An 18,406-nucleotide genomic window follows, 5' to 3' on the forward strand; every position below is an offset into this window, starting at 1 on the left:
CCCCTTCTGTTTGCTCAGCGGGACTTCACCCAGATGAGCAGACCGATCGCGACGATCACGCCACGACTCGGTGCCTTGCTGTCGCGGAGAACCAAGGTGTCCTCGGCCACGTAGGAGACCTCGACGCAGTCGTTCCCGCCCTGCTCGCCTCCGCCTCCGGAGAAACTGCTCTTACGCCAAGCGGTTGCCATGGTCGAGATTCTCCGCCCGGATAGCCGCAAAGCATGCCGCCATCTCGGTGGCGCCAAAGCGGATCATGCCGTGCGCGGGCGACTTGCTGTCGCGGATCGCGACAGTGCCGTCCACCAAGTGGGCGATCTCCACACAGTCGGCTCCACCGTTGCCGCCGCCGCCAGAGAAACTGCTCTTGCGCCAGGTGGCGTTGTCGATCATCTAGTGGCTCCTTCAGGATCGTTCGAAGCTCGTCGCCGCCTCAGCGATTCGCCGCACTGAGTCTGCCTGGGATAGTGACTGCTGGAGAAGGGACCCGAAGCGGAGCGTCAGCTCTCGGACCTCGTCCCGTTCCTCGACATATACCGCGCGCGACGGGCCTTCTGAATAGCCCACATCGGGCATCGGGTCGGGCAGCGTCAGCACAGAGAAGGGCCCTTCCAGAGCCGCGCTCGCGCCTGCCGCCTTCGGCAGCACCTGGATTGTGATGTTCGGCGCCTCGGTCGCCTCCATCAGCCGCCGCAACTGGTTGCGCATCACCAGCGGGGTGCCCACCGGCCGCTCAAGCAGTCCCTCGTCGAGGATGACATGCAGCCGAGCCGGATCGGAACGGATGAGGATCTGCTGGCGAGTCGTGCGAGCCGAGACGCGGCGCCCCACCTCGTCTTCCGACAGGTCCGGATGGATTCCCGAGATCAGCGCGCGGGCGTACTGGGGTGTCTGGAGCAGACCCGGTACCAGCAGCGTCTCGAACTCGCGACGTTCCACCAACGCCGCTTCCCAGTGCAGGAACACGTGAAAGTAGGCGGGCAGGTTCTTGCGGACGTCCACAATCCACCCGCGCTCGTTGGCGGTTCCCGCCAACTCGACCAGCCAGCCGCGCACAGCCTGGTCGGACACCTTGTAGATGTCGAGCAGCTGCTCGACCTCCTTGGTCCGAACACCCTGTTCCTGGTTCTCGATGCGCGACAGCTTCGGCCTGGACCACTTGCCCTGACCGGTCGCCTTGAGCTTGGCGATCACGTGGTCGTGCGTTAACCCCGTCTCCTCCCGCAGGCGCCGCAGTGTCTCGGCAAGCTGCCAGCGTCGCACCGTCGCGTTGGCGGGGATGTTGTCGTGGTTCAAACCGGGTCGACCTCCGGGGAGCGGGCATGCACTCTTTCGAGTGAACTTATGGACGTCCACTTTTCAAACTGGACGTCCAAGTCCACTCTGGATCCTACACAACGAGTACCGACTCGAATGCGTTCTGTAGGAGGGTTCGAATGCTAGACCTGCATGAGTTCGTCCATGCCCAGGCACCCCGCATGTTCGCCGTCGTCCAGGAGCTGGGCGACAGCGAGGACCATCGGGTCGCCGCCTGGGGGATCGCCTTCGAGGAGCACGCCGCCGTGGTGACCGAGGACGGGGACAGCCGGTTCGTCCTGCGCACCCCGGAGTCCGCCCTCGCCGTCTTCGGCAACCACCCCGAGGTCTCCGCCCGCCTGGTCTGGCTCGACGCCGCCTGACAGGGTGGTCCGCATGGACGACACGCGGATCCACCACCGCATCAGCGCCCTCGTCGACGAGGAGCACGCGCTGCGCGAGCGCACGCAGCACGGTGGCCTGTCCCCCCAGGAGGAGCAGCAGCGCCTGCGTGACCTGGAGGCATCTCTCGACCAGTGCTGGGACCTCCTGCGTCAGCGCCGCGCCCGCCGTTCGGCCGGGCAGGACCCGGACGGTGCCGAGGTGCGGCCGGTGGGCGAGGTCGAGGGATACCGCCAGTAGCACGATCCTGTCGGCATCCCCCTGACGGCGGCCGGAAGTCCCGGCCGTCGTCCGGGGGTTTTTCTGTTCCGTGACCGGATTTAGCGCGGCCGGGGCGCCCGTTCGGGTATCTCGCATATGGGCTCGAAGTCGGCTGGACACCTAATGGCGTGATTGTCCCACCGGGCCGCGAGGCACGCCGATCCGCCGAAAGAGATCGGATGATTTCCATTCTCCGACGCCGCGCACAAAACGCTCGATTCCGGCCGAACGGTCGCGTGGTATGCGGCGTTCGGTCCGGATCGCTTGGGTCTCAAGGGAACCGGACCAGGCATCGACTGGTGCTATGGCCTGGGGTTATACGAGTTGCCGAACTTTCGTAGGTAACCGTTCACAGTTCCACCTGTAAAGACGCGATCAGGTGTGACTACTCCCTTCGGGTAATGAGCTGTGAATTCTCCTACCCCAAAGGGTCTACGTGGGGTTAGTTAGCAACGGTTAGGTTTCGTCCGTCCGTCCACCGTTAGTGGAACCTGTGAAATCCATGAGAAAGGGATCGGGGTCATGTTCGATCGACCCGACCGCGCACCCGATCATCGGACCTGCTGTGATCACAGTGGACGCCGGATCGTCCTCACCGTCCCGAGGACCTTCCGTGAGCTGTGCGGATGTTCCTTCCCGGCCACTGCGCAACCCACCCGAAACGAGTAGCGAACGTCAGTTTCACCCCATCCTGACCACGCCATATGGGAGTCAGTCACATGACCGACCTGATAGTCGAGATGAGCAGGCCACACGTGGAGGGCGCGCTTCCCGGCGCGCGGTCCGCGCGGTACCTGGCCCGCCAGGAGCAGACCGAGTCCAACGCGCGCAGCTACCCCCGCGGCCTGCCGATCGCCATCGAGCGCGGCCAGGGCAGCTTCGTCCGCGACGTGGACGGCAACGTCTTCATCGACTTCCTCGCCGGTGCCGGTGTCCTTTCCCTCGGACACAACCATCCCGAACTCGTGCAGGTGATGGTCGACCAGCTCGGCGTACTCACGCACGGGCTGGACTTCCCCACCCCGGCCAAGGAAGCCTTTGTCGAGACGCAGCTGGCGATGCTCCCGCAAGGCATGCGTGCTCGCACCAAACTGCACTTCTGCGGCCCCACCGGCGCCAATGCCGTGGACGCGGCCGTCAAGCTCTGCAAAACCGCGACCGGCCGCGGCGACATCGTCTCCTTCCAGGGCGGTTTCCACGGTGCGACGGCGACCGCGATGGCGTTGACCGGCCTGGTGTCGCAGAAGCGGCCGGTCGCCAACGGCCTGCCGGGCGTGCACTTCTTCCCGTACTCGTCCTGCGCGCGTTGCCCGCTCGGCCTGCGACCCGACACCTGCGCGACCAACTGCGTCGAGTACCTCGAACGGTCCCTGCGCGACCCCAACGGCGGACTCCCGCTGCCCGCCGCGGTGATCCTCGAACTGGTCCAGGGCGAGGGCGGCGTCGTCCCCGCGCGACCGGAGTTCGTGCGTCGGGTGCGGGACCTGACCGCGGAGCTGGACATCCCGCTGATCGTGGACGAGGTGCAGACCGGCTGCGGCCGGACCGGGACCTGGTTCGCGTTCGAGCAGTACGGTATCGAGCCGGATGTCATCGTCGCGTCCAAGGCGCTGAGCGGGGTCGGCACACCGATCGCGCTGATCATGTACGACCGGAAGCTGGACACCTGGTCGCCCGGCGCGCACACCGGCACCTTCCGCGGCAACCAGCTCGCCTTCGTCGCGGGCACCGAGGCGGTCCGCGTGATCCGCCGCGACGACGTGCTGGGCAACGTGCGCAGGCGCGGCGAGCAGCTCGCCGCCCGGTTCGCGGAGATCGCGTGGAACCCGCTCGTGCACGACGTGCGCGGCATGGGCCTGATGTGGGGCATCGAGCTCACCGACGCCCCGGACGGCACGCCCGCGCCGGCCCTCGCCGCGCGCGTCCGCGACACCGCGCTGCACGCCGGTCTGATCGTCGAACTGGGCGGCCGCGACGACCGGGTGGTGCGGATGCTGCCGCCGCTCAACGTCACCGCCGAGGTCATCGACACCGCCTGCGACATCCTCCTGGACGCCATCGGCCGCCTCGGCGGAGGCGGCGAATGGGGGCGTGGCTGAGATGGCCCTCGTAGTCCAGAAGTACGGCGGCTCCTCGCTGGGTACGGCCGAGCGCGTCCTGGCCGTCGCCCGCCGGATAGTGGCCACCCGCGTCGCGGGCAACGACGTCGTGGTCGTCGCGTCGGCGATGGGCGACACCACCGACGAGCTGTTGGACCTCGCCGCCCGCGTGTCCCGTTCCCCGGGCCCGGCCCGTGAGCTGGACATGCTGCTGACGTCGGGGGAGCGCATCTCCAACGCGCTGCTGGCCATCGCGTTGACCGACCTCGGCCACCCGGCGTGCTCGCTGTCGGGGTGGCAGGCGGGCGTGTTCACCTCCCCCGACCACGGCCGCGCCCAGATCGTCGACGTCCTGCCCACCCGCGTCCGCCAGGAGCTCGACCAGGGCAGGATCGTCATGGTGGCGGGCTTCCAGGGCCTGAGCAAGGACACCGACGACGTGACCACCCTGGGCCGCGGCGGCTCGGACACCACCGCGGTCGCCCTGGCCGGAGCGCTCCGAGCCGACGTCTGCGAGATCTACACCGACGTGGACGGGGTCTGCACCGCCGACCCCAGGATCGTGCCGACCGCGCGCCTGCTGGAACGCATCGACTACGAGGACATGCTGGAGCTGGCGGCCAACGGCGCCAAGGTCCTGATGCCCCGCTCGGTCGAGTACGCCCGCAGGCACGGCGTGGTGATCCACGTCCGCTCGTCGTTCACCGACGACCCCGGCACCCTGGTGACCACACGGGAGGAGACCCGGATGGAGAAGTCGACCGTCACCGCCATCGCGCACGACCGCACCAGCGCCCTGCTCACCATCACCGGCGTCCCCGACCACCCGGCCCGGATCGCCCAGGTCTTCCGCGTCCTGGCCGACGCCGAGATCGACATCGACATGCCCACCCGCTCCCGCACGGGCGACCTGTCGTTCACCGTCTCGCGCGCCCTCGCCCCCACGGCCGCGGCCGTCCTGCGCGCCTCGGACCTGCGCTTCGAGACGCTCACCGTCGACCAGACGATCGGCAAGATCTCGATCGTCGGCGCCGCGCTGCGCGCCGCCCCCGGCGTGGCGGCCACGCTGTGGGAGACCTTCGCCGCCCTGGAGATCGACATCACCACCCTGTCGACCTCCGAACTGCGCATCTCCACCCTCTGCGCCGAGGACGACCTGGACCGGGCCGTCCGCGCCCTGCACGAGGTCTTCGAACTGGGCGGTGCGGGCCAGGCCACCGTCTACGCAGGCAGCGGTCGGGGCTGGTGACCGGCTGTAACACAAACCCCACGTGACACGACCTGGAGAATGCGGCCCCGCCCAAGTCTCTGACCAGCCCCCCGATCAGCTGGACGGGGCCGCACCCCCGGACTTCCCGGCCATCCCCGGCCGCGAGACCTCTTCGCCGCCCCGCGACACCAGCACTGACCACAGTGGACTGTCAGCTGGCGCGCCCCACCCGAGAACGCCCACCGCCGACCCGGACGCGGGCCACCCCGCCCTGGGCCCACAGCCGAAGTTACGCGTTCGGCGAGGGGCGTCGACACGGGATGGGCAGGGCTGTGGATAAGTCTTGGGGGATGTGGACAACTGCCGGTAACGTGTGGTCGTGAGTCGGGTCGTGGGGGTCTGGAGCTATCCGGTCAAAGGGTGCGCGGGCGTGGCGCACACCGAGGCGCGCGTCGGCCGCGCGGGGGTCGAGCACGACAGGGCGTTCATGGTCGTCGGCCCGGACGGCGTGTTCCGCAGCCAGCGGCGCGACCCGCGGCTGGCGCTGATCGCCCCGGAGGTCGTCGGCGACAAGATCACGCTGGTCGCGGACGGGTTCGGCGGGGTCGTGGTGGGGATCGACATCTCGTCGGCGCGGCGGGACGTGACCATGTTCGGGGATCCGTACCGGGCGATCGACCAGGGCGACGAGGCCGCGGCCTGGCTGTCGGACGTGCTCGGCGCGCCCAGCAGGCTCGTCCGGGTGCCGCCGGAGCACGATCGGGTCACCGACGGGGAGACCCCGGGGACCTCGGGGTTCGCCGACAGCAGCCCCATCCACCTGTTCTCCACCGCGTCCTATGACGACCTGTGCGCGCGGATCGGCAACCGGGACGTCCGGCCCGACCGGTTCCGCCCCAACCTCCTGATCGACGGCTGGCCCGACCCGTACACCGAGGACGACCTGCGTGGCTGTGTGGTCGGCACGGTCCGCCTCGGCTACACCAAGCCCGCCATCCGCTGCGCCGTCACACTCGTCGACCAGGCCGCAGGCGCGCGCCAGGGGCCCGAACCGCTGCGCACGCTGGCCGGTTACCGTCGGTCGCCGCTGGGCGGGGTGGCGTTCGGGACCAAGTTCGCCGTGGTCGAGCCGGGCCGGATCGCGATCGGCGACGAGCTGCGGCCGACCCGCTGGGAAGAATCTTCCGGCCGGGTGTAACTCGTGCCGCGTTCCCGGCATCTGGTGATCGGACCCGGCGAACGAGAGGCACTGGCATGGACACCACGGTCTACCTGTCCGACGGCAACGGCGACGGCCTGGCCGACACCACCATGGTCGACACCAACGGCGACCACGTCGCCGACTCGGTGACCACCGACCTGAACGGCGACGGCACGGCCGACGTGGCCGTGTACGACGTCGACGCCGACGGGTACGCGGACGTGATCGTCGTCGACCCGACCGCGGTCCCACCCGACACCACCGGCGACTACACCAACGTCGACTACACCGGGGCCGACCACACCGCGGACGATCACACCGGGGGCGACTACACCAACGTCGACTACACGCCCGTCGACACCGCGACCCCGGACTACGGCAGCGGCATCTACGACATCCCCAGCGGCACCCAGGCCGTGATGGACATGACCGGCAGCAGCATGCACGACGCATCGACCATCTACCACGACGCGATGGACCCCGGCTCGGTCCCCGCGGACGACGTCGCCGCCGCGAACGAGCACATCGAGAACGCCGCCCGCACCTCGCACGCACTGGAGGGGCAGATCTACCAGGACCAGATCTACCACGACATCGACGTGCAGAACCAGCAGCGCGCGGCCCTGGACGAGGTACACGAGACCGCCACTGACAACGCGATCGAGACCGACCGCGCCATCTCGCAAGCCCAGGACGCACTCGACCAGTGACCCGTCTCCGCACCGCCACCCGCGCGGCTCTTCTCATCCTCGTCGCCACCGCGGCCATGACCGCCCCGATCAACGCGGGCGCGGCCACACTCGCGGTGTCCACGACGACGCTTGCCCTGCCGTCGAGACCCGAGCCCACGGCAGTGCCGCAGAACCCGGCGCAGCCGAACCCTCGCGAGACCGCGGGAGCACCCAGACCCGGCGAGACGGCGGTGCAATCGAAGCCCGGGGAGACGACGGTACTGCCGAAGCCGGGCGAGGTCGGGGTGCCGTCCGGGGTCGGGCGGGTGCCGCCGAGCACGGTCGCCGAGCCGGTGACGTCGGTTGTGCTGGTGCCGTCGGATCAGCCGCCGGTGCGGCCGCCGGAGGAGACCGGGGCCGGGCTGTTGGTGCCCGCGCTCATCGGGCTCGGGGTGATCGCGCTGGTGGTGGTCCTGCTGCTGGTGTTCCGTCGTCGGCGGCCGCCGGTGTCGATGTCGTGGCCGACGCCGGTCGCGCCGACGGCGATGGTGCCGCCGGTCGACCTGCCGGACGACCGGGTGGTGTTGGCCGACGCGTTGCGTGATGTCGCGGAGCGCGCGCCCGGTGACGCGATCCGGCAGCAGGTGGCGCGGTTGCTCGACGAGGAGCCGAAACGTGATGCGCTGGTGCTGGCCTGTGTGCGCTACCGGGACCAACTCGGCGCGCGCCTGCCGGAGTTGGCGGCGCGCTTGTACGGGGCGATGAGCCGTGTCGGGGTCGAGGAGGTTCGGTGCGAGGGGGAGCTGTTCGACCCGACCCGGCACACCGCGACGGCGACGGTCACCGCGACGCGGGCCGACCAGCATGATCGGGTCGCGGAGACGGTGCGGCCGGGATACCTCGACAACGGTCGCGTCGTGCGGTTCCCCGAGGTCGTCGTCTACCGGGCCGGGTGAGGCCGGTGTCAGCGTTCGAGACGTTCCCGCAGCGCGCGGCGGCCCCGGTGGATCCACACCCGCACGGAGTTGACCGGCGCCTCCTGCACGGCGGCGACCTGGTCGTAGGTGAGGCCCGCCGCCCAGAGCAGCACGGCTTCGCGGTGGCGTTCGGGCAGGTCTGCCAGCGCGGCGCGCACGTCCATCGCGGACGCGACCGCGTCGGCGAACGGGGCCGCGGTGGGCTCGGCGGTGCCGTTGAGGTCGACCTCGGCGCGACGCTTGCGCGACCGCAGGATGCCGAGCGCGGCGTTGCGGGCGATCGCGTAGACCCAGACCGCGAACGCGCAGTCGCCGTTGAACCTGTCCAGCCCGCGCCACGCCGCGATCTGCGCGTCCTGCAACGCGTCGGCGGCGTCGGCGTGACTGCCGGTGAGCCGAAAACAGAGCGCGTAGGCCTGCCGCTCGGCGCCGGTCCACAGCGCACGGAAGGCGCGCTGGTCACCCGCGGCCGCGGCCCTGACCAGCTCCTCTTCGGACTCGGGGGCGTCGTCCACCGGGAACGGACCGGCACTCACCGGCGACTCCAGGGCACGCGCGCTCCGATCCGGGGACTGCGGGACGGGTCAGCCAGTGATTCGCCGCCGGTACCCCCGGCGTTATCGCGAAAGGGTGCGCCGTGACCGAGGATTACGACCGGAATGCCCTGCGTGAACTCCTCTTCGACAGCGTCGACCCGCTGCCCGCCGCGCACGGGGCGGCGATGTTCGAGACGACCTTCGCGGACACCGGCGAGGTCGCGCACGACCTGTACCCGGTCGGCGCCGACTTCGGCGACGCACCCACCGAGCCGTACACAGTGGACGAACCGGACCACTTCCGGCCGGACCTCGACCACCGATCCGACCACCGATCCGACCATCAGCCCGACCACCATTTCGACCCGCACCACGACCCGGAACCGGACCTCGACACCCACCACGACCACGGCCCGGACCACGACTCGGACCCCGGCCTCGACCACCAGCACCACATCGACCCGCCGTGGTGACCGATTCCCCACCGACGCCCGTTGTTCGACCGGGATCGACCGGTAGCGGTTGACCGGTCGAAGTCGATGGGGAGAGTGCTGACCGGGTTCGGGTTGTTTGTGGAGTGATCAGGTGACGACACGTGAGCGTGCCGCCATGGTGCTGCGCACCATGTGCCGCGACGGCGCCGCGCGTGCCCACGACGCCGGGTTGCGCGCCGAACTCGCCGCCATCGCCGAACGCCTGGAGCTGCCCCTGCAACTGGCCGTCGCGGGCGCGGTCAGCGCGGGCAAGTCCACCCTGATCAACGCCATCCTGGGCCGCCCGGTGGCGGCCGTGGACGCGGGGGAGTGCACCCGGGTCGTCACCTGGTACGAGTACGGACCGGAACCCGGCCTGCTGGTCGAGGAAGTCGCCGGCCGTGTCCGCCACCTGCGCCTCCCCGACACCGGACTGCCCGAGAACCTGGGCGTCCCGACCGAGGACGTGCTCCGCCTCCGCGTCCGCCTGCCCATGCCGTGGCTGCGCACCGTGACCGTGATCGACACCCCGGGCCTGAACACGGTCGGCGCGGCCACCGAGGAAGCCACCCGCCGCCTCCTCTTCGGCGACGCGGCGGCCGAACACGCACAGGCTCTGCTGTACGTCCTCCGCTACGTCCAACGATTCGACGCCGACACCCTCACCCAGTTCCGCGCCCTGTCGGCCGCGTGCGGGTTGACGGCGGTCAACACGGCCGCTGTGCTCAGCCAGATCGACCGCCGCTCCGACGACCCCGACCCGTGGCCGGTCGCCCACCGCCTCACCGCCCGAGCGACCACCGAACTGGGCGCCACGGTGCTGGACGTGGCCCCGGTGATCGGCCTCCTCGCCGAGACCGCCCGCGCCCGCCTCCTTCGCCCGCCGGACCTCACCGCCCTGCACACCCTGGCCGAGTGCTCACCCGCCGAGTTCGAGGACGCCCTCTTCGACCTGGAGGAGTTCACCGACGGCTACGGCCCGCTCCCCGCCGCCGAGGCCCGCGCCCTGGTCGACCGCCTCCACCGCTACGGCATCACCATCGCGGTGGACCACCTGCGCAGGCACCCGACGGCCACCCTCGACGACCTCTACCGGCTACTGGTGACCCACTCCGGCTTCGCACCGCGCACCGCCGAAGGACGGCAAGGAGTCACCGCGAACGGAGCCGCCCGCCCGGATCTCGGGCATGGGCCTCCGCCGTGGCAGCGGGGTGCTGCAACGGAGCGCGGAACCGTCCGCCCAGGTCCTGGGCAGACGAGTACTCCTTGCCAGGTCGGCGATGCTCCCGGGATCGGGACTGGGGACGGTTGTCCCCGTCCCGGCCCCGGACCGGTCGACACGCCGCAGTCAGCGGTTTCCGCCGTCGACGGCGTGCAGGATGGCGCGGCCGCGGGCTCGGGTTTCGAGCACGACGGCACCGGACAGCGAGAGGGTCTCTCCGCTGGCGAAGGCGGTCATCGAGCCTCGGCGGCCCGGCTCAGCCCGGCCCGGTCGGGTGTTTCCCGTTCGGGGACGCCTGAGCCGGACCCGGCGCAGGGCGGTGTTCGGCGGCAGGTGTCCGGCCCCGCCCTCGTCGACACACCCGCGGGTCGCGGGGGCGGGGCCGGACATGTGCGCGTTGGTGGCGGATATGGTTCGGTGGGGTCGGACCACCGGACTTTTGTCGGTAGAACCGAGATCGGTAAAACAGGGATCGGTGGAACTGAGAGGGTCGAGGAAGACCGGGCCCGGTCCGAGGTACCGAGCAGTCCCACGGTGACGGACGTGCTCGATCGGTTCACCAGGCATGCGGACCTGCTCAAGGCGCATGCCGCTCTTGTTCGGTTGCGTGGCTTGGGCGCGCGGTTCCCCGGCTTGGCCGGGCCGGATCGCGCGCTGGTGGGGCACCTCCTTTCCGCCGTCGATGAGAACCGGCCGATCGCGGATGAGTTGGCGGGGTTGCGGGTGTTGTCGGCGTGTGCGGCGGTGGCCAAGGGCGTATTGGTACTGGACGAGGCCATGACCGCCGAGTTGCTCACCCTCGTGCGTGGTGACACGATCGCGGCCCGGTTGGGGCTAGCACCCGACGCGAGTGCGGACGAGGTCGTTCACGCGGCGCGGGCGGCGTCGCGGCGGTGGCGGCAGGTGGCGTTTATGGCGGGTTCCACCGTCGCGGGGCACCGGGCTCGGGATGTGCTCGCGGCGGTGGAGGACGTGGCCGAGGCGGCTGCGCCGGTCGGGTTCGAGCGGGCGTTGGTGGAGCGGTTGCGGGATGAGTCGACCTTGACCGAGGGTGATCGGCGGGTCGTCCGGGCACTGCTGGACGGCGTCGATCGGCTCGCCATGACCGGCGCTGTGTCCGAAGTGGACATAGCGCCGCGGGCCGCGGCCTGTGCGGTGCGGTTTCGGGAGCTGCTGCACCGACCGCTCCCGACACCCGTTCGGCGGGCGGTCGAGGCGGCCTGCGATGCGTTCGAGTCTCTGGCTGGGACATGATCTCACCTCCGGCTTCCACACCATGATGGCCTTGGAAAACCAAGAGCCGCAACGAAAAGACTTCCACCTGTGGATGAATCGAGGGACCTGTGGACAACTCGTGGGGGCCGCGGTGAGCCAGGAGCTGATCCGCCGGGTGCTGCGGCTGGCCAACGACGCCCACGGCCTGGCGCGCGGCCATGATCGGGACGATCTCGCCGGGCTGTTGGCCGGTCAGGCCGCGCGCTGGTCGGAGCAGTCCGCCACGGTCGTCGTGGCCGGGGCGCAGAAGCGGGGCAAGAGCAGACTGGTCAACGCGTTGATCGGGATGCCAGGCCTGCTGCCGGTGGACGCGGACATCGCCAGCGAGACACAGGTCTCGATCAGGCGGGGGCCCGCGCTGGAAGTCACGATTCGGCGTGGGGAAAGCGTTTTCGTCATCCAGCCGGGTGAGCTGGCCGACTACGCGTCCGTGCTCGGCGAACCGGCCAAGCGACGCGACGTGACGGGTGTCGAGATCACCGTGGACGCGCCGCTCCTGGACGGCGTCCGGCTCGTCGACACGCCCGGCGTGGACAGCCTCACGCTCGGCCATCGGCACGCCACGGTCGCCGCGCTCGGTGGGGCCGACGCGCTGTTGTTCGCTGTCAGCGCACAGGATCAGCCGATCCTGCGGCACGAACTGGACTTCCTCGCCGAGGCCGCCACCCGGATCCACACGGTCGCGTTCGTGCTGACCAAGGTGGAGGACTCGACCGGGTGGCGCGAGCTGCTCACCGAGAACCGGGAACGTCTCGCCCGGTCGGTCGTCGATCTTGATCCCCGGGTGGCCAGGCGACTGCTCGCCGCGCCCTGGCTGCCGGTCAGCTCGAAGCTCGCCGAGGCCGCGCTGTCGTCGCCGAACCCGGAGCGGGCTGCCGCGCGCCGTGAGCGCAGTGGGTTCCCCCTGCTGGAGCGGCATCTGCGCCGCTGGGCGGACCGGCGTGAACTCGTCCGCGCGGGCGGGGTGCTCGCTCTCGCGACCTCCGCGCTGCGGGAACTGGAGACGTCACTGCGCGACGCGGCCGCCGTGCAGAACGCCGACGAGGCCGGGCTGACCGCTCGGAAGTCCGAAGTGGACTGTGAGATCACGGACCTGGCCGCGCGCCGCCGGGACCGCAGGCGGCTCGGGATCGACCAGCAACTGCTCGCCCGCGAGGCCACCCGGCGCGCCAAGGCGCTGCTCGACGGCTACCGGCGCACGTACGAGGCGGAGATCGCCGACCTGTCCGGCCCGCGCGACACCAACGCCTACGCCGCCGCGCTGCCGGACAGTCTCGACCGCTCGCTCACCGCCGCCTGGACCGAGATCACCGCCGAGACCGCGGACGTCGCGGCTGCCGTGATCAACGAGTTCCTGCGGGCCATGGACGTCCGCGCGGCCGCCGTCGATGCCGAGCTGCTCGTCCGGCCGGACACCGTCGCCGATATCCGGACCACCCCCGGCCGGGCCCGCTTCGACCCGCTGGTGGAGGGCCTGCCCACGGTGATGATGGCGGGCAGCACCAGCTACCTCGCCATGACCCTGGGGGCCACCGCCCTGTCACCGCTCGCGCCGGTCGCGATCGGCTCCGTCCTTGCCATCGGCTTTCTCGCCCACAAGCGAAAGCTGGCCGCCTCCGCCCGCACCCGCACCGCATTGACCGCCACCGTCCGCGAGACCTTCGCTGCGGTCACCGCGGACATCATGCTCGCCGTGGAGAAGGCCGTACTGGCCTGGCGCGCCGCCGCCGAACAGGCCGTCGACGACGCATTGACCGCCCGCCACCACGACCTGGAGAGGCGCAGGCAGTCGCTCGGCAGGGGGAAGGGAACCGGCGGCGCCGCCGTCCAGGACCTCGCCGCGACGGAGAACCACCTCGCCCAGGCGGGCGACCTGCACCAAGCCCTCGACGCCGCGCTTCGGGAAGGCTGAACGGAGCAGGGTTCAGGCGGCGACTCGAATCCGAACGCTGCCGAGTATCAAGGGCCGAGTACCAAGTGCACTGCTCCCATGCCCTTGCCGGATATGCCGATGCCCCGCGTTCGACCCACTAGGAGGGCAGGCGTACCAGTGACGCCACCCCGGTGCGCCCGTCGCCCGGCGGCGCGTCCGGGGCGTGCAGCGCGAACCCCTGCCCGACCGGCTCCAGCCATCCCTGGGCCGCCGCGACCTGGTCCACCCGCACTCCGCTGACCCGCAGCACCTGCGAGGTCTCCACCCCCGCCTGCGCGCCGATCCACAGGACGTTCCCGTCCACCCGGATCCGCGGCGCCTCCGCCGGTTCCACCGATGCCAGGTTACCGAGCAAACCTGGGAAATTTCCAAGACCGCGCGGCTGGCGTTCGTCGCACATGTGCAGCGCCAGTCCCCGGTTCGGTACCAGCGACTCCTGCACCACCCCGTACATCCGGTTCCCGGCAGCCACCCACCGCGCTGTTCCCGCGCGCGGGCGCTCCACGAACAGCTTGCGGTCCGTGCCCGCGAACGTCTCCAGCCCGATATTGGTCCCCAGATACCAGGAGGACTCCCGGCGCACGACCTGGTTGACCCACAACGCTGTCGTGTCCTGCTGCTCCGCGACGACCGACAGCACGCCGTTCGTGTCGACCGTGCCCACCGTCTGGCTCGGCACGAGCACACTGCTGCGCAGGCCGGTACGCCGCTTCGTCGTACGTCCCAGGATCACCGCGCCGGAGCGGCCGTCGCCCAGGGCCGTCGGCGGAATCGAGGTCGGCATCGACGGGTCGATCAGGCGCCTGCGGGCCCCGTCCTCGTTGATGTACCAGGTGCACGACGGGCCGAGCGTGTGCGGGGCGGCGGCCACCGGGGCGAACGCCGTGGCCGGGCGGATCAGCAGGACCTGCAGGTCGCCGGTCTCGCCCCAGGGCAGCCCGACCGAGTTGTCCACCGCGCGGGTGCCCGCGCCGCGCAGGAACACCCAGCCGACGGCGCCCTGGGCGACCAGCCACGGGTCGAACGCGGTGGGAATGTCGGTGGTCGAGCGGATGATGAGCTCGGGGCTCAGCGCGTGCACCCGGATGACCTGCGCACGCCGTTCCGCGACCAGCACCAGGTCCTCGGCGATGGCCCAGCCGGTGACCTCGGCCATCGGCAGCTCGCGCTCGACGTTGCCCGCGCGGTCGAGCTTGCGCACGAGGTGGCCGCCCTCGACGGCGTTCCAGGTGTAGAGGGCGCCGTTGGTGGCCTGCGCGTCGACCACGTCCTCGGCCAGGACAGGGAACACGCTGCCGCCGATGGTCCGGGGTGCCTCGGGGGTCGCGCGCAGCGCCAGCGAGCGCTGCGCCCAGCGGGCCGCGCCCAGCGCGACCACGGTCTTCGGGTCCTGCCAGGTGCGGACCAGGCCGTTGTACTCGCCCCGCAGGCTGTCCTGGACCAGCGGGATCCGGCTGGCACCGCCGGTCAGGAAGATGCCGCGCAGCTCGTCCGGGGCCCGGCCGCTGCCCTCGATGCTACGTGCCAGCAGCCGGGTGGTGCGGCGCACGTCCTCGCCGATCAGCGCGTCGAACTCGGCCCGGGTGATCCGGACGTCCACGTCCGCGCCCGGGACGTACTGGTTGGCGTCGTCGTAGTCCGACAGCGACTCCTTGGCCAGCCTGGCCTCGGTGAGCAGGTCGGAGGCCGCGGCCAGCCAGCGCCGGTCCGGGTTGGTGCTGACCTGCGCCCACCAGTCCGGGGCCAGCCGGTCGAGCTGCTCGCCGAAGTGGTGGAACACGCGCTCGTCGAAGGTCTCGCCGCCGATCTCCGGGTCGCCGCCGGGCGGCCCGACCACGGTGAACCCGGAGCCGTCCACAGTGAGCACGGCCGTGTCGAACGTGCCCCCGCCCAGGTCATAGACCGCGACGCTGTCCTTGCCCCGGAGGGTGTCGGCCGCGTGTGTGTGGCTGTAGTGGACGGCCGCGGCGACGGGTTCCTCGATCAGTTCCACCGGGACACCCGGCAGCACCATCTCCGCGACCTCGGTCAGCACCTGCCGCTGTGCGGGCGTCCACGCGACCGGGTGGGTGAGCACCAGGCCGACCGGCGTGGCCCCGTCGAAGCGGCGGCGGGCCTCACCGACGAACAGCTCCAGCAGGGCGGCCAGCGCACGTTGTACGGTGACCGGCTCGCCGCCGAGCAGCATCGGGCGCCTGCCCACGTACCGCTTCGGGTTGCGCTCCGCACGGTCCGGGGACCGGCCGACCATGCGCTGGGCCAGCGTGCCCGCGACCAGCCGACCGGACTCGTCGAGCAGCACGGTCGAGGGGATGCGGCGCTCGCCGGAGACCTCGATCGACTCCACCCGGTCCGCGGTGGCGATGGCGCCAGCCGAGAAGCTTGTCCCGAGGTCGACCCCCAGACTCCACCGTGTCACGTCGCTCCCCGTCACCACTAGCCCGATCGTGTCTCCCTACAGGATCGCTCCCCACCTGGCAGCGTTTCCCGGTGGGGTCGGTCCGGTCCGTAGACTCCCGGCATGGCGAGGTACTTCGACGTGCACCCGGACAACCCGCAGAAGCGTTCGATCCTGCAGGTCGTGGACCTGTTGCGGGATGGTGGACTGATCGCCTACCCGACGGATTCCTGCTACGCGCTCGGCTGCGCGCTGGGCAACCGGGACGGCATCGATCGCATCCGATCGATCCGCGGTCTGGACGATCGACACCATTTCACCCTGATGTGTCAGGATTTCGCTCAACTGGGCCAATTCGTGCATCTGGGTAACGCGGTGTTCCGGGCCGTCAAATCCGCCACTCCCGGTAGTTACACGTTCATCCTGCCCGCCACGAAGGAGGTGCCCCGGCGGTTGGCGCACCCGAAGAAGCGGACCGTCGGCGTGCGTATCCCGGACCACGTGGTGACCCAGTCGCTGCTCGCGGAGCTGGGCGAACCGCTGTTGTCGAGCACCCTGCTGCTGCCCGGCGAGGCGGCGCCGATGGTGTCCGGCTGGGAGATCAAAGAGGCCCTTGACCACGTGGTCGACGCCGTCATCGACTCCGGCGAGTGCGGCACCGTGCCGACCACGGTGATCGACTTCTCGGAGGACGAACCGGAGATCATCCGACGTGGTGCCGGTGACACCGCTCGATTCGAGTAAACGGTTGCACGGTGTGTCGATCGACACGATCGTTGTATAACGAGCGGATTACGCTACTGTCTGCTCCCGTGTCGGAACTTGAACCTTCACCCGATCTGCCGATGCGCGTGCCGAAGTTCCCGCCGCGCCCCGTGGAGTCCGTCTCCGCGCCCGTCATGATCGTGAGCACGCTTCCGGACGAGCTGCCCTGGACCGTGGGCGGCCGTCAGGAGGACACTCCTCCACCCGTCGAGCCCCCGGTCACCCTGGCGACCGTCGAGGCGCCCACCGAGGCTCCCGCCGCCGAGCGCGCGCGCCCACGGTGGTTGCTGCCCGTTGCCGGTGTCGTCGTGGCCGCGATCGTGGCCGGGCTCATCGTCTGGCTGACCGCCGGTTCGGACGACCCGCCGCCGGTCACCCCTTCCAAGCCCGATGGCGTCTACCTGTTCCAACGGATGGGCGAGACGATCGAGCCGATGCGCGACAGCAACTGCGCGGCCCACGCCTACGGCAAGGTCAGACAGTTCCTGGTCCAGAACCAGTGCAGGCAGCTCTCGCGCGCCGTCTACATCAGCAACGCCGACGACGGCCGAGTCGTCTACACGAACATCGGCGTGGTGCGCATGCCCAGTCGCGAGCTGGCCGAGCAGCTTGAGCTGCTGGTCCGCCAGGACGGGACGGGCAGCGTCAACGACCTGATACGCGAGGGCCTCGTGCGCGCGCCCGGTCTGGACCGGCTCAGCCTCGGCGGGTTCGCCGCGGCCTCGGACGGGCAGAACGTGGTCATCGCCGAGTCGGACACCACCGACAAGGACCCCGATCCGGCGGTGCACCAGAAGGAGATGAAGGACATCAGCGTCGATGCCCTCCGGCTCGGTAAAGACCTCGACTGAGCGGTCACAACCGAGCCACAACCGGGGTGCGCTAACCAGTCCCAGGGCGCTATCACGGAGAGGGATTGGTCGATGAGGGCAGTCTTGGTCGCCACGGCGGTGGTCGCCGCGGCTCTGCCGGTCCTACCGGCACCCGCGGCACTCACCTCGGGCTGCGCGCCCGCGGGCGTCGCGGTGGACGATTACCGGCAGTACGAAGGCACCGGGGCGGGCACCACGACATTCACCTTCGCCGTGACCGTCGCGCCCGCTCCCGGCTGCACGGCCGTCGGGTCGGTGGACTACGTAACCGATCCCGGTAGTGCTATCGGCACCGACTTCGTCGCGACCGCGGGCACGTTGACCTGGAACGGTTCCAACGCGACGCAGCAGGTGTCGGTGACGATCGTGCGCGACGCGGTCGCGGAGCCGGAGGAGTTCTTCAACGTCCGGCTGGTGAATCCGCACAACCTGGTCCCGCTGAGGGACAAGGCGCGCGGGCAGATCGTGGACGACGACCTGCCGCCGATAGAGACGTCCGTCGACGGCGGGAAGATCTGTTGGCGGCAACAGGGTGTCGCCGAGGTCGGCGTGCACACCAACGTGCCCGCGCGTGAGCCGATCACCGTGCACTACCGGACCATTCCCATCGGGGATGGGAAGCCTGGGTACTACCCGGTGCGCGACGGAGTGGTGACCATTCCGGTCGGGTCGACCAAGGGCGTGGCGCCGGTGCGGCTGATCACGGACCCGTCGTTGCCGGACGAGCAGTTCGTCGTGGAGATCTTCTCGCCGTCGGCGGGGACCCTGGGTGCGACCAAGGCATTGGTGACGGTCAGGTCCCGGGGCTGAGCGTG

Annotated in this window: 18 protein-coding genes; 13 read left to right on the forward strand and 5 right to left on the reverse strand. The window is 70.4% G+C overall.

Features of this window, described 5'->3' with window-relative positions; translation table 11 throughout:
* Positions 1-14: 14 nt before the first annotated feature.
* From C503_RS44365 to C503_RS0107030, 3 genes are read right to left on the reverse strand one after another with little or no spacing between them, the layout of a single operon-like run.
* Entirely contained in the window at positions 15-191 is a 177-nt protein-coding gene (locus C503_RS44365) for a DUF397 domain-containing protein (protein WP_084476848.1), read from the reverse strand.
* Positions 172-393, reverse strand: coding sequence for a DUF397 domain-containing protein (locus C503_RS0107025; protein WP_018681478.1), 222 nt, complete (start codon positions 391-393; stop codon positions 172-174). Before C503_RS0107025 ends, C503_RS44365 begins: the two co-directional genes overlap by 20 nt.
* A gap of 12 nt (positions 394-405) precedes the next feature.
* Positions 406-1,296: a helix-turn-helix domain-containing protein gene (locus C503_RS0107030; RefSeq protein WP_018681479.1), complete on the reverse strand. Its 891-nt coding sequence runs from the start codon at positions 1,294-1,296 to the stop codon at positions 406-408.
* 140 nt (positions 1,297-1,436) lie between these two features.
* Here C503_RS0107030 and C503_RS0107035 point away from each other — a divergent pair, with 140 nt between their 5' ends.
* The 7 genes from C503_RS0107035 (at position 1,437) to grpE (ending at position 8,096) form a co-directional block, all read left to right on the forward strand.
* A complete protein-coding gene (locus C503_RS0107035; protein ID WP_018681480.1) occupies positions 1,437-1,679 on the forward strand; it encodes a hypothetical protein in 243 nt (80 codons plus the stop codon).
* A 13-nt stretch (positions 1,680-1,692) separates the two neighbouring features.
* A complete protein-coding gene (locus C503_RS0107040) occupies positions 1,693-1,938 on the forward strand; it encodes a DUF2630 family protein (protein WP_018681481.1) in 246 nt (81 codons plus the stop codon).
* Positions 1,939-2,678: 740 nt separating this feature from the next.
* Entirely contained in the window at positions 2,679-4,058 is a 1,380-nt protein-coding gene (locus C503_RS0107045) for an aspartate aminotransferase family protein (RefSeq protein ID WP_018681482.1), read from the forward strand.
* 1 nt (position 4,059) lies between these two features.
* Entirely contained in the window at positions 4,060-5,307 is a 1,248-nt protein-coding gene (locus C503_RS0107050; protein ID WP_026316038.1) for an aspartate kinase, read from the forward strand.
* Between the two features lie 340 nt (positions 5,308-5,647).
* Positions 5,648-6,466, forward strand: a complete 819-nt coding sequence (locus C503_RS0107055) for an MOSC domain-containing protein (RefSeq protein ID WP_026316039.1) — start codon at positions 5,648-5,650, stop codon at positions 6,464-6,466.
* Between the two features lie 56 nt (positions 6,467-6,522).
* Positions 6,523-7,179 carry a hypothetical protein gene (locus C503_RS38365; RefSeq protein ID WP_018681485.1) on the forward strand — a complete coding sequence of 219 codons (657 nt, stop codon included), beginning with the start codon at positions 6,523-6,525 and terminating at the stop codon, positions 7,177-7,179.
* Positions 7,176-8,096 carry a nucleotide exchange factor GrpE gene (grpE, locus tag C503_RS0107065; protein ID WP_018681486.1) on the forward strand — a complete coding sequence of 307 codons (921 nt, stop codon included), beginning with the start codon at positions 7,176-7,178 and terminating at the stop codon, positions 8,094-8,096. Before C503_RS38365 ends, grpE begins: the two co-directional genes overlap by 4 nt.
* A gap of 8 nt (positions 8,097-8,104) precedes the next feature.
* On the opposite strand, the gene C503_RS0107070 is transcribed toward grpE, so the two are convergent.
* Entirely contained in the window at positions 8,105-8,653 is a 549-nt protein-coding gene (locus C503_RS0107070; protein WP_018681487.1) for an RNA polymerase sigma factor, read from the reverse strand.
* A gap of 101 nt (positions 8,654-8,754) precedes the next feature.
* Here C503_RS0107070 and C503_RS0107075 point away from each other — a divergent pair, with 101 nt between their 5' ends.
* The 3 genes from C503_RS0107075 (at position 8,755) to C503_RS0107085 (ending at position 13,535) form a co-directional block, all read left to right on the forward strand.
* The gene (locus C503_RS0107075; RefSeq protein ID WP_018681488.1) at positions 8,755-9,126 is read left to right on the forward strand and encodes a hypothetical protein; all 372 of its coding nucleotides are present in this window, start codon (positions 8,755-8,757) and stop codon (positions 9,124-9,126) included.
* Between the two features lie 112 nt (positions 9,127-9,238).
* Entirely contained in the window at positions 9,239-11,602 is a 2,364-nt protein-coding gene (locus C503_RS43075) for a dynamin family protein (protein WP_156893041.1), read from the forward strand.
* 112 nt (positions 11,603-11,714) lie between these two features.
* The gene (locus C503_RS0107085; RefSeq protein WP_169514507.1) at positions 11,715-13,535 is read left to right on the forward strand and encodes a dynamin family protein; all 1,821 of its coding nucleotides are present in this window, start codon (positions 11,715-11,717) and stop codon (positions 13,533-13,535) included.
* Positions 13,536-13,653: 118 nt separating this feature from the next.
* On the opposite strand, the gene C503_RS48445 is transcribed toward C503_RS0107085, so the two are convergent.
* The gene (locus tag C503_RS48445; protein ID WP_156893042.1) at positions 13,654-15,975 is read right to left on the reverse strand and encodes an Hsp70 family protein; all 2,322 of its coding nucleotides are present in this window, start codon (positions 15,973-15,975) and stop codon (positions 13,654-13,656) included.
* A 102-nt stretch (positions 15,976-16,077) separates the two neighbouring features.
* Here C503_RS48445 and C503_RS0107095 point away from each other — a divergent pair, with 102 nt between their 5' ends.
* From C503_RS0107095 to C503_RS0107105, 3 genes are all read left to right on the forward strand, one after another.
* Entirely contained in the window at positions 16,078-16,698 is a 621-nt protein-coding gene (locus C503_RS0107095; RefSeq protein ID WP_018681491.1) for an L-threonylcarbamoyladenylate synthase, read from the forward strand.
* A gap of 101 nt (positions 16,699-16,799) precedes the next feature.
* Positions 16,800-17,570, forward strand: coding sequence for a hypothetical protein (locus tag C503_RS0107100; RefSeq protein ID WP_018681492.1), 771 nt, complete (start codon positions 16,800-16,802; stop codon positions 17,568-17,570).
* 72 nt (positions 17,571-17,642) lie between these two features.
* The gene (locus C503_RS0107105) at positions 17,643-18,401 is read left to right on the forward strand and encodes a Calx-beta domain-containing protein (RefSeq protein ID WP_063710772.1); all 759 of its coding nucleotides are present in this window, start codon (positions 17,643-17,645) and stop codon (positions 18,399-18,401) included.
* The last annotated feature ends 5 nt before the right edge of the window (positions 18,402-18,406 follow it).

Origin of the sequence: Actinokineospora enzanensis DSM 44649 (genome assembly GCF_000374445.1) — a bacterium.
Lineage (GTDB): Bacteria > Actinomycetota > Actinomycetes > Mycobacteriales > Pseudonocardiaceae > Actinokineospora > Actinokineospora enzanensis.

Excerpts from the sequence above, each read along its gene's own strand:
- C503_RS0107100 (WP_018681492.1), top strand. The coding sequence starts at position 16,800 with ATGCGCGTGCCGAAGTTCCCGCCGCGCCCCGTGGAGTCCGTCTCCGCG.
- C503_RS0107045 (WP_018681482.1), top strand. The coding sequence starts at position 2,679 with ATGACCGACCTGATAGTCGAGATGAGCAGGCCACACGTGGAGGGCGCG.
- C503_RS0107040 (WP_018681481.1), top strand. The coding sequence starts at position 1,693 with ATGGACGACACGCGGATCCACCACCGCATCAGCGCCCTCGTCGACGAG.
- C503_RS44365 (WP_084476848.1), bottom strand. The coding sequence starts at position 191 with ATGGCAACCGCTTGGCGTAAGAGCAGTTTCTCCGGAGGCGGAGGCGAG.
- C503_RS0107105 (WP_063710772.1), top strand. The coding sequence starts at position 17,643 with ATGAGGGCAGTCTTGGTCGCCACGGCGGTGGTCGCCGCGGCTCTGCCG.
- C503_RS0107050 (WP_026316038.1), top strand. The coding sequence starts at position 4,060 with ATGGCCCTCGTAGTCCAGAAGTACGGCGGCTCCTCGCTGGGTACGGCC.
- C503_RS0107025 (WP_018681478.1), bottom strand. The coding sequence starts at position 393 with ATGATCGACAACGCCACCTGGCGCAAGAGCAGTTTCTCTGGCGGCGGC.
- C503_RS0107035 (WP_018681480.1), top strand. The coding sequence starts at position 1,437 with ATGCTAGACCTGCATGAGTTCGTCCATGCCCAGGCACCCCGCATGTTC.
- C503_RS38365 (WP_018681485.1), top strand. The coding sequence starts at position 6,523 with ATGGACACCACGGTCTACCTGTCCGACGGCAACGGCGACGGCCTGGCC.
- C503_RS0107095 (WP_018681491.1), top strand. The coding sequence starts at position 16,078 with ATGGCGAGGTACTTCGACGTGCACCCGGACAACCCGCAGAAGCGTTCG.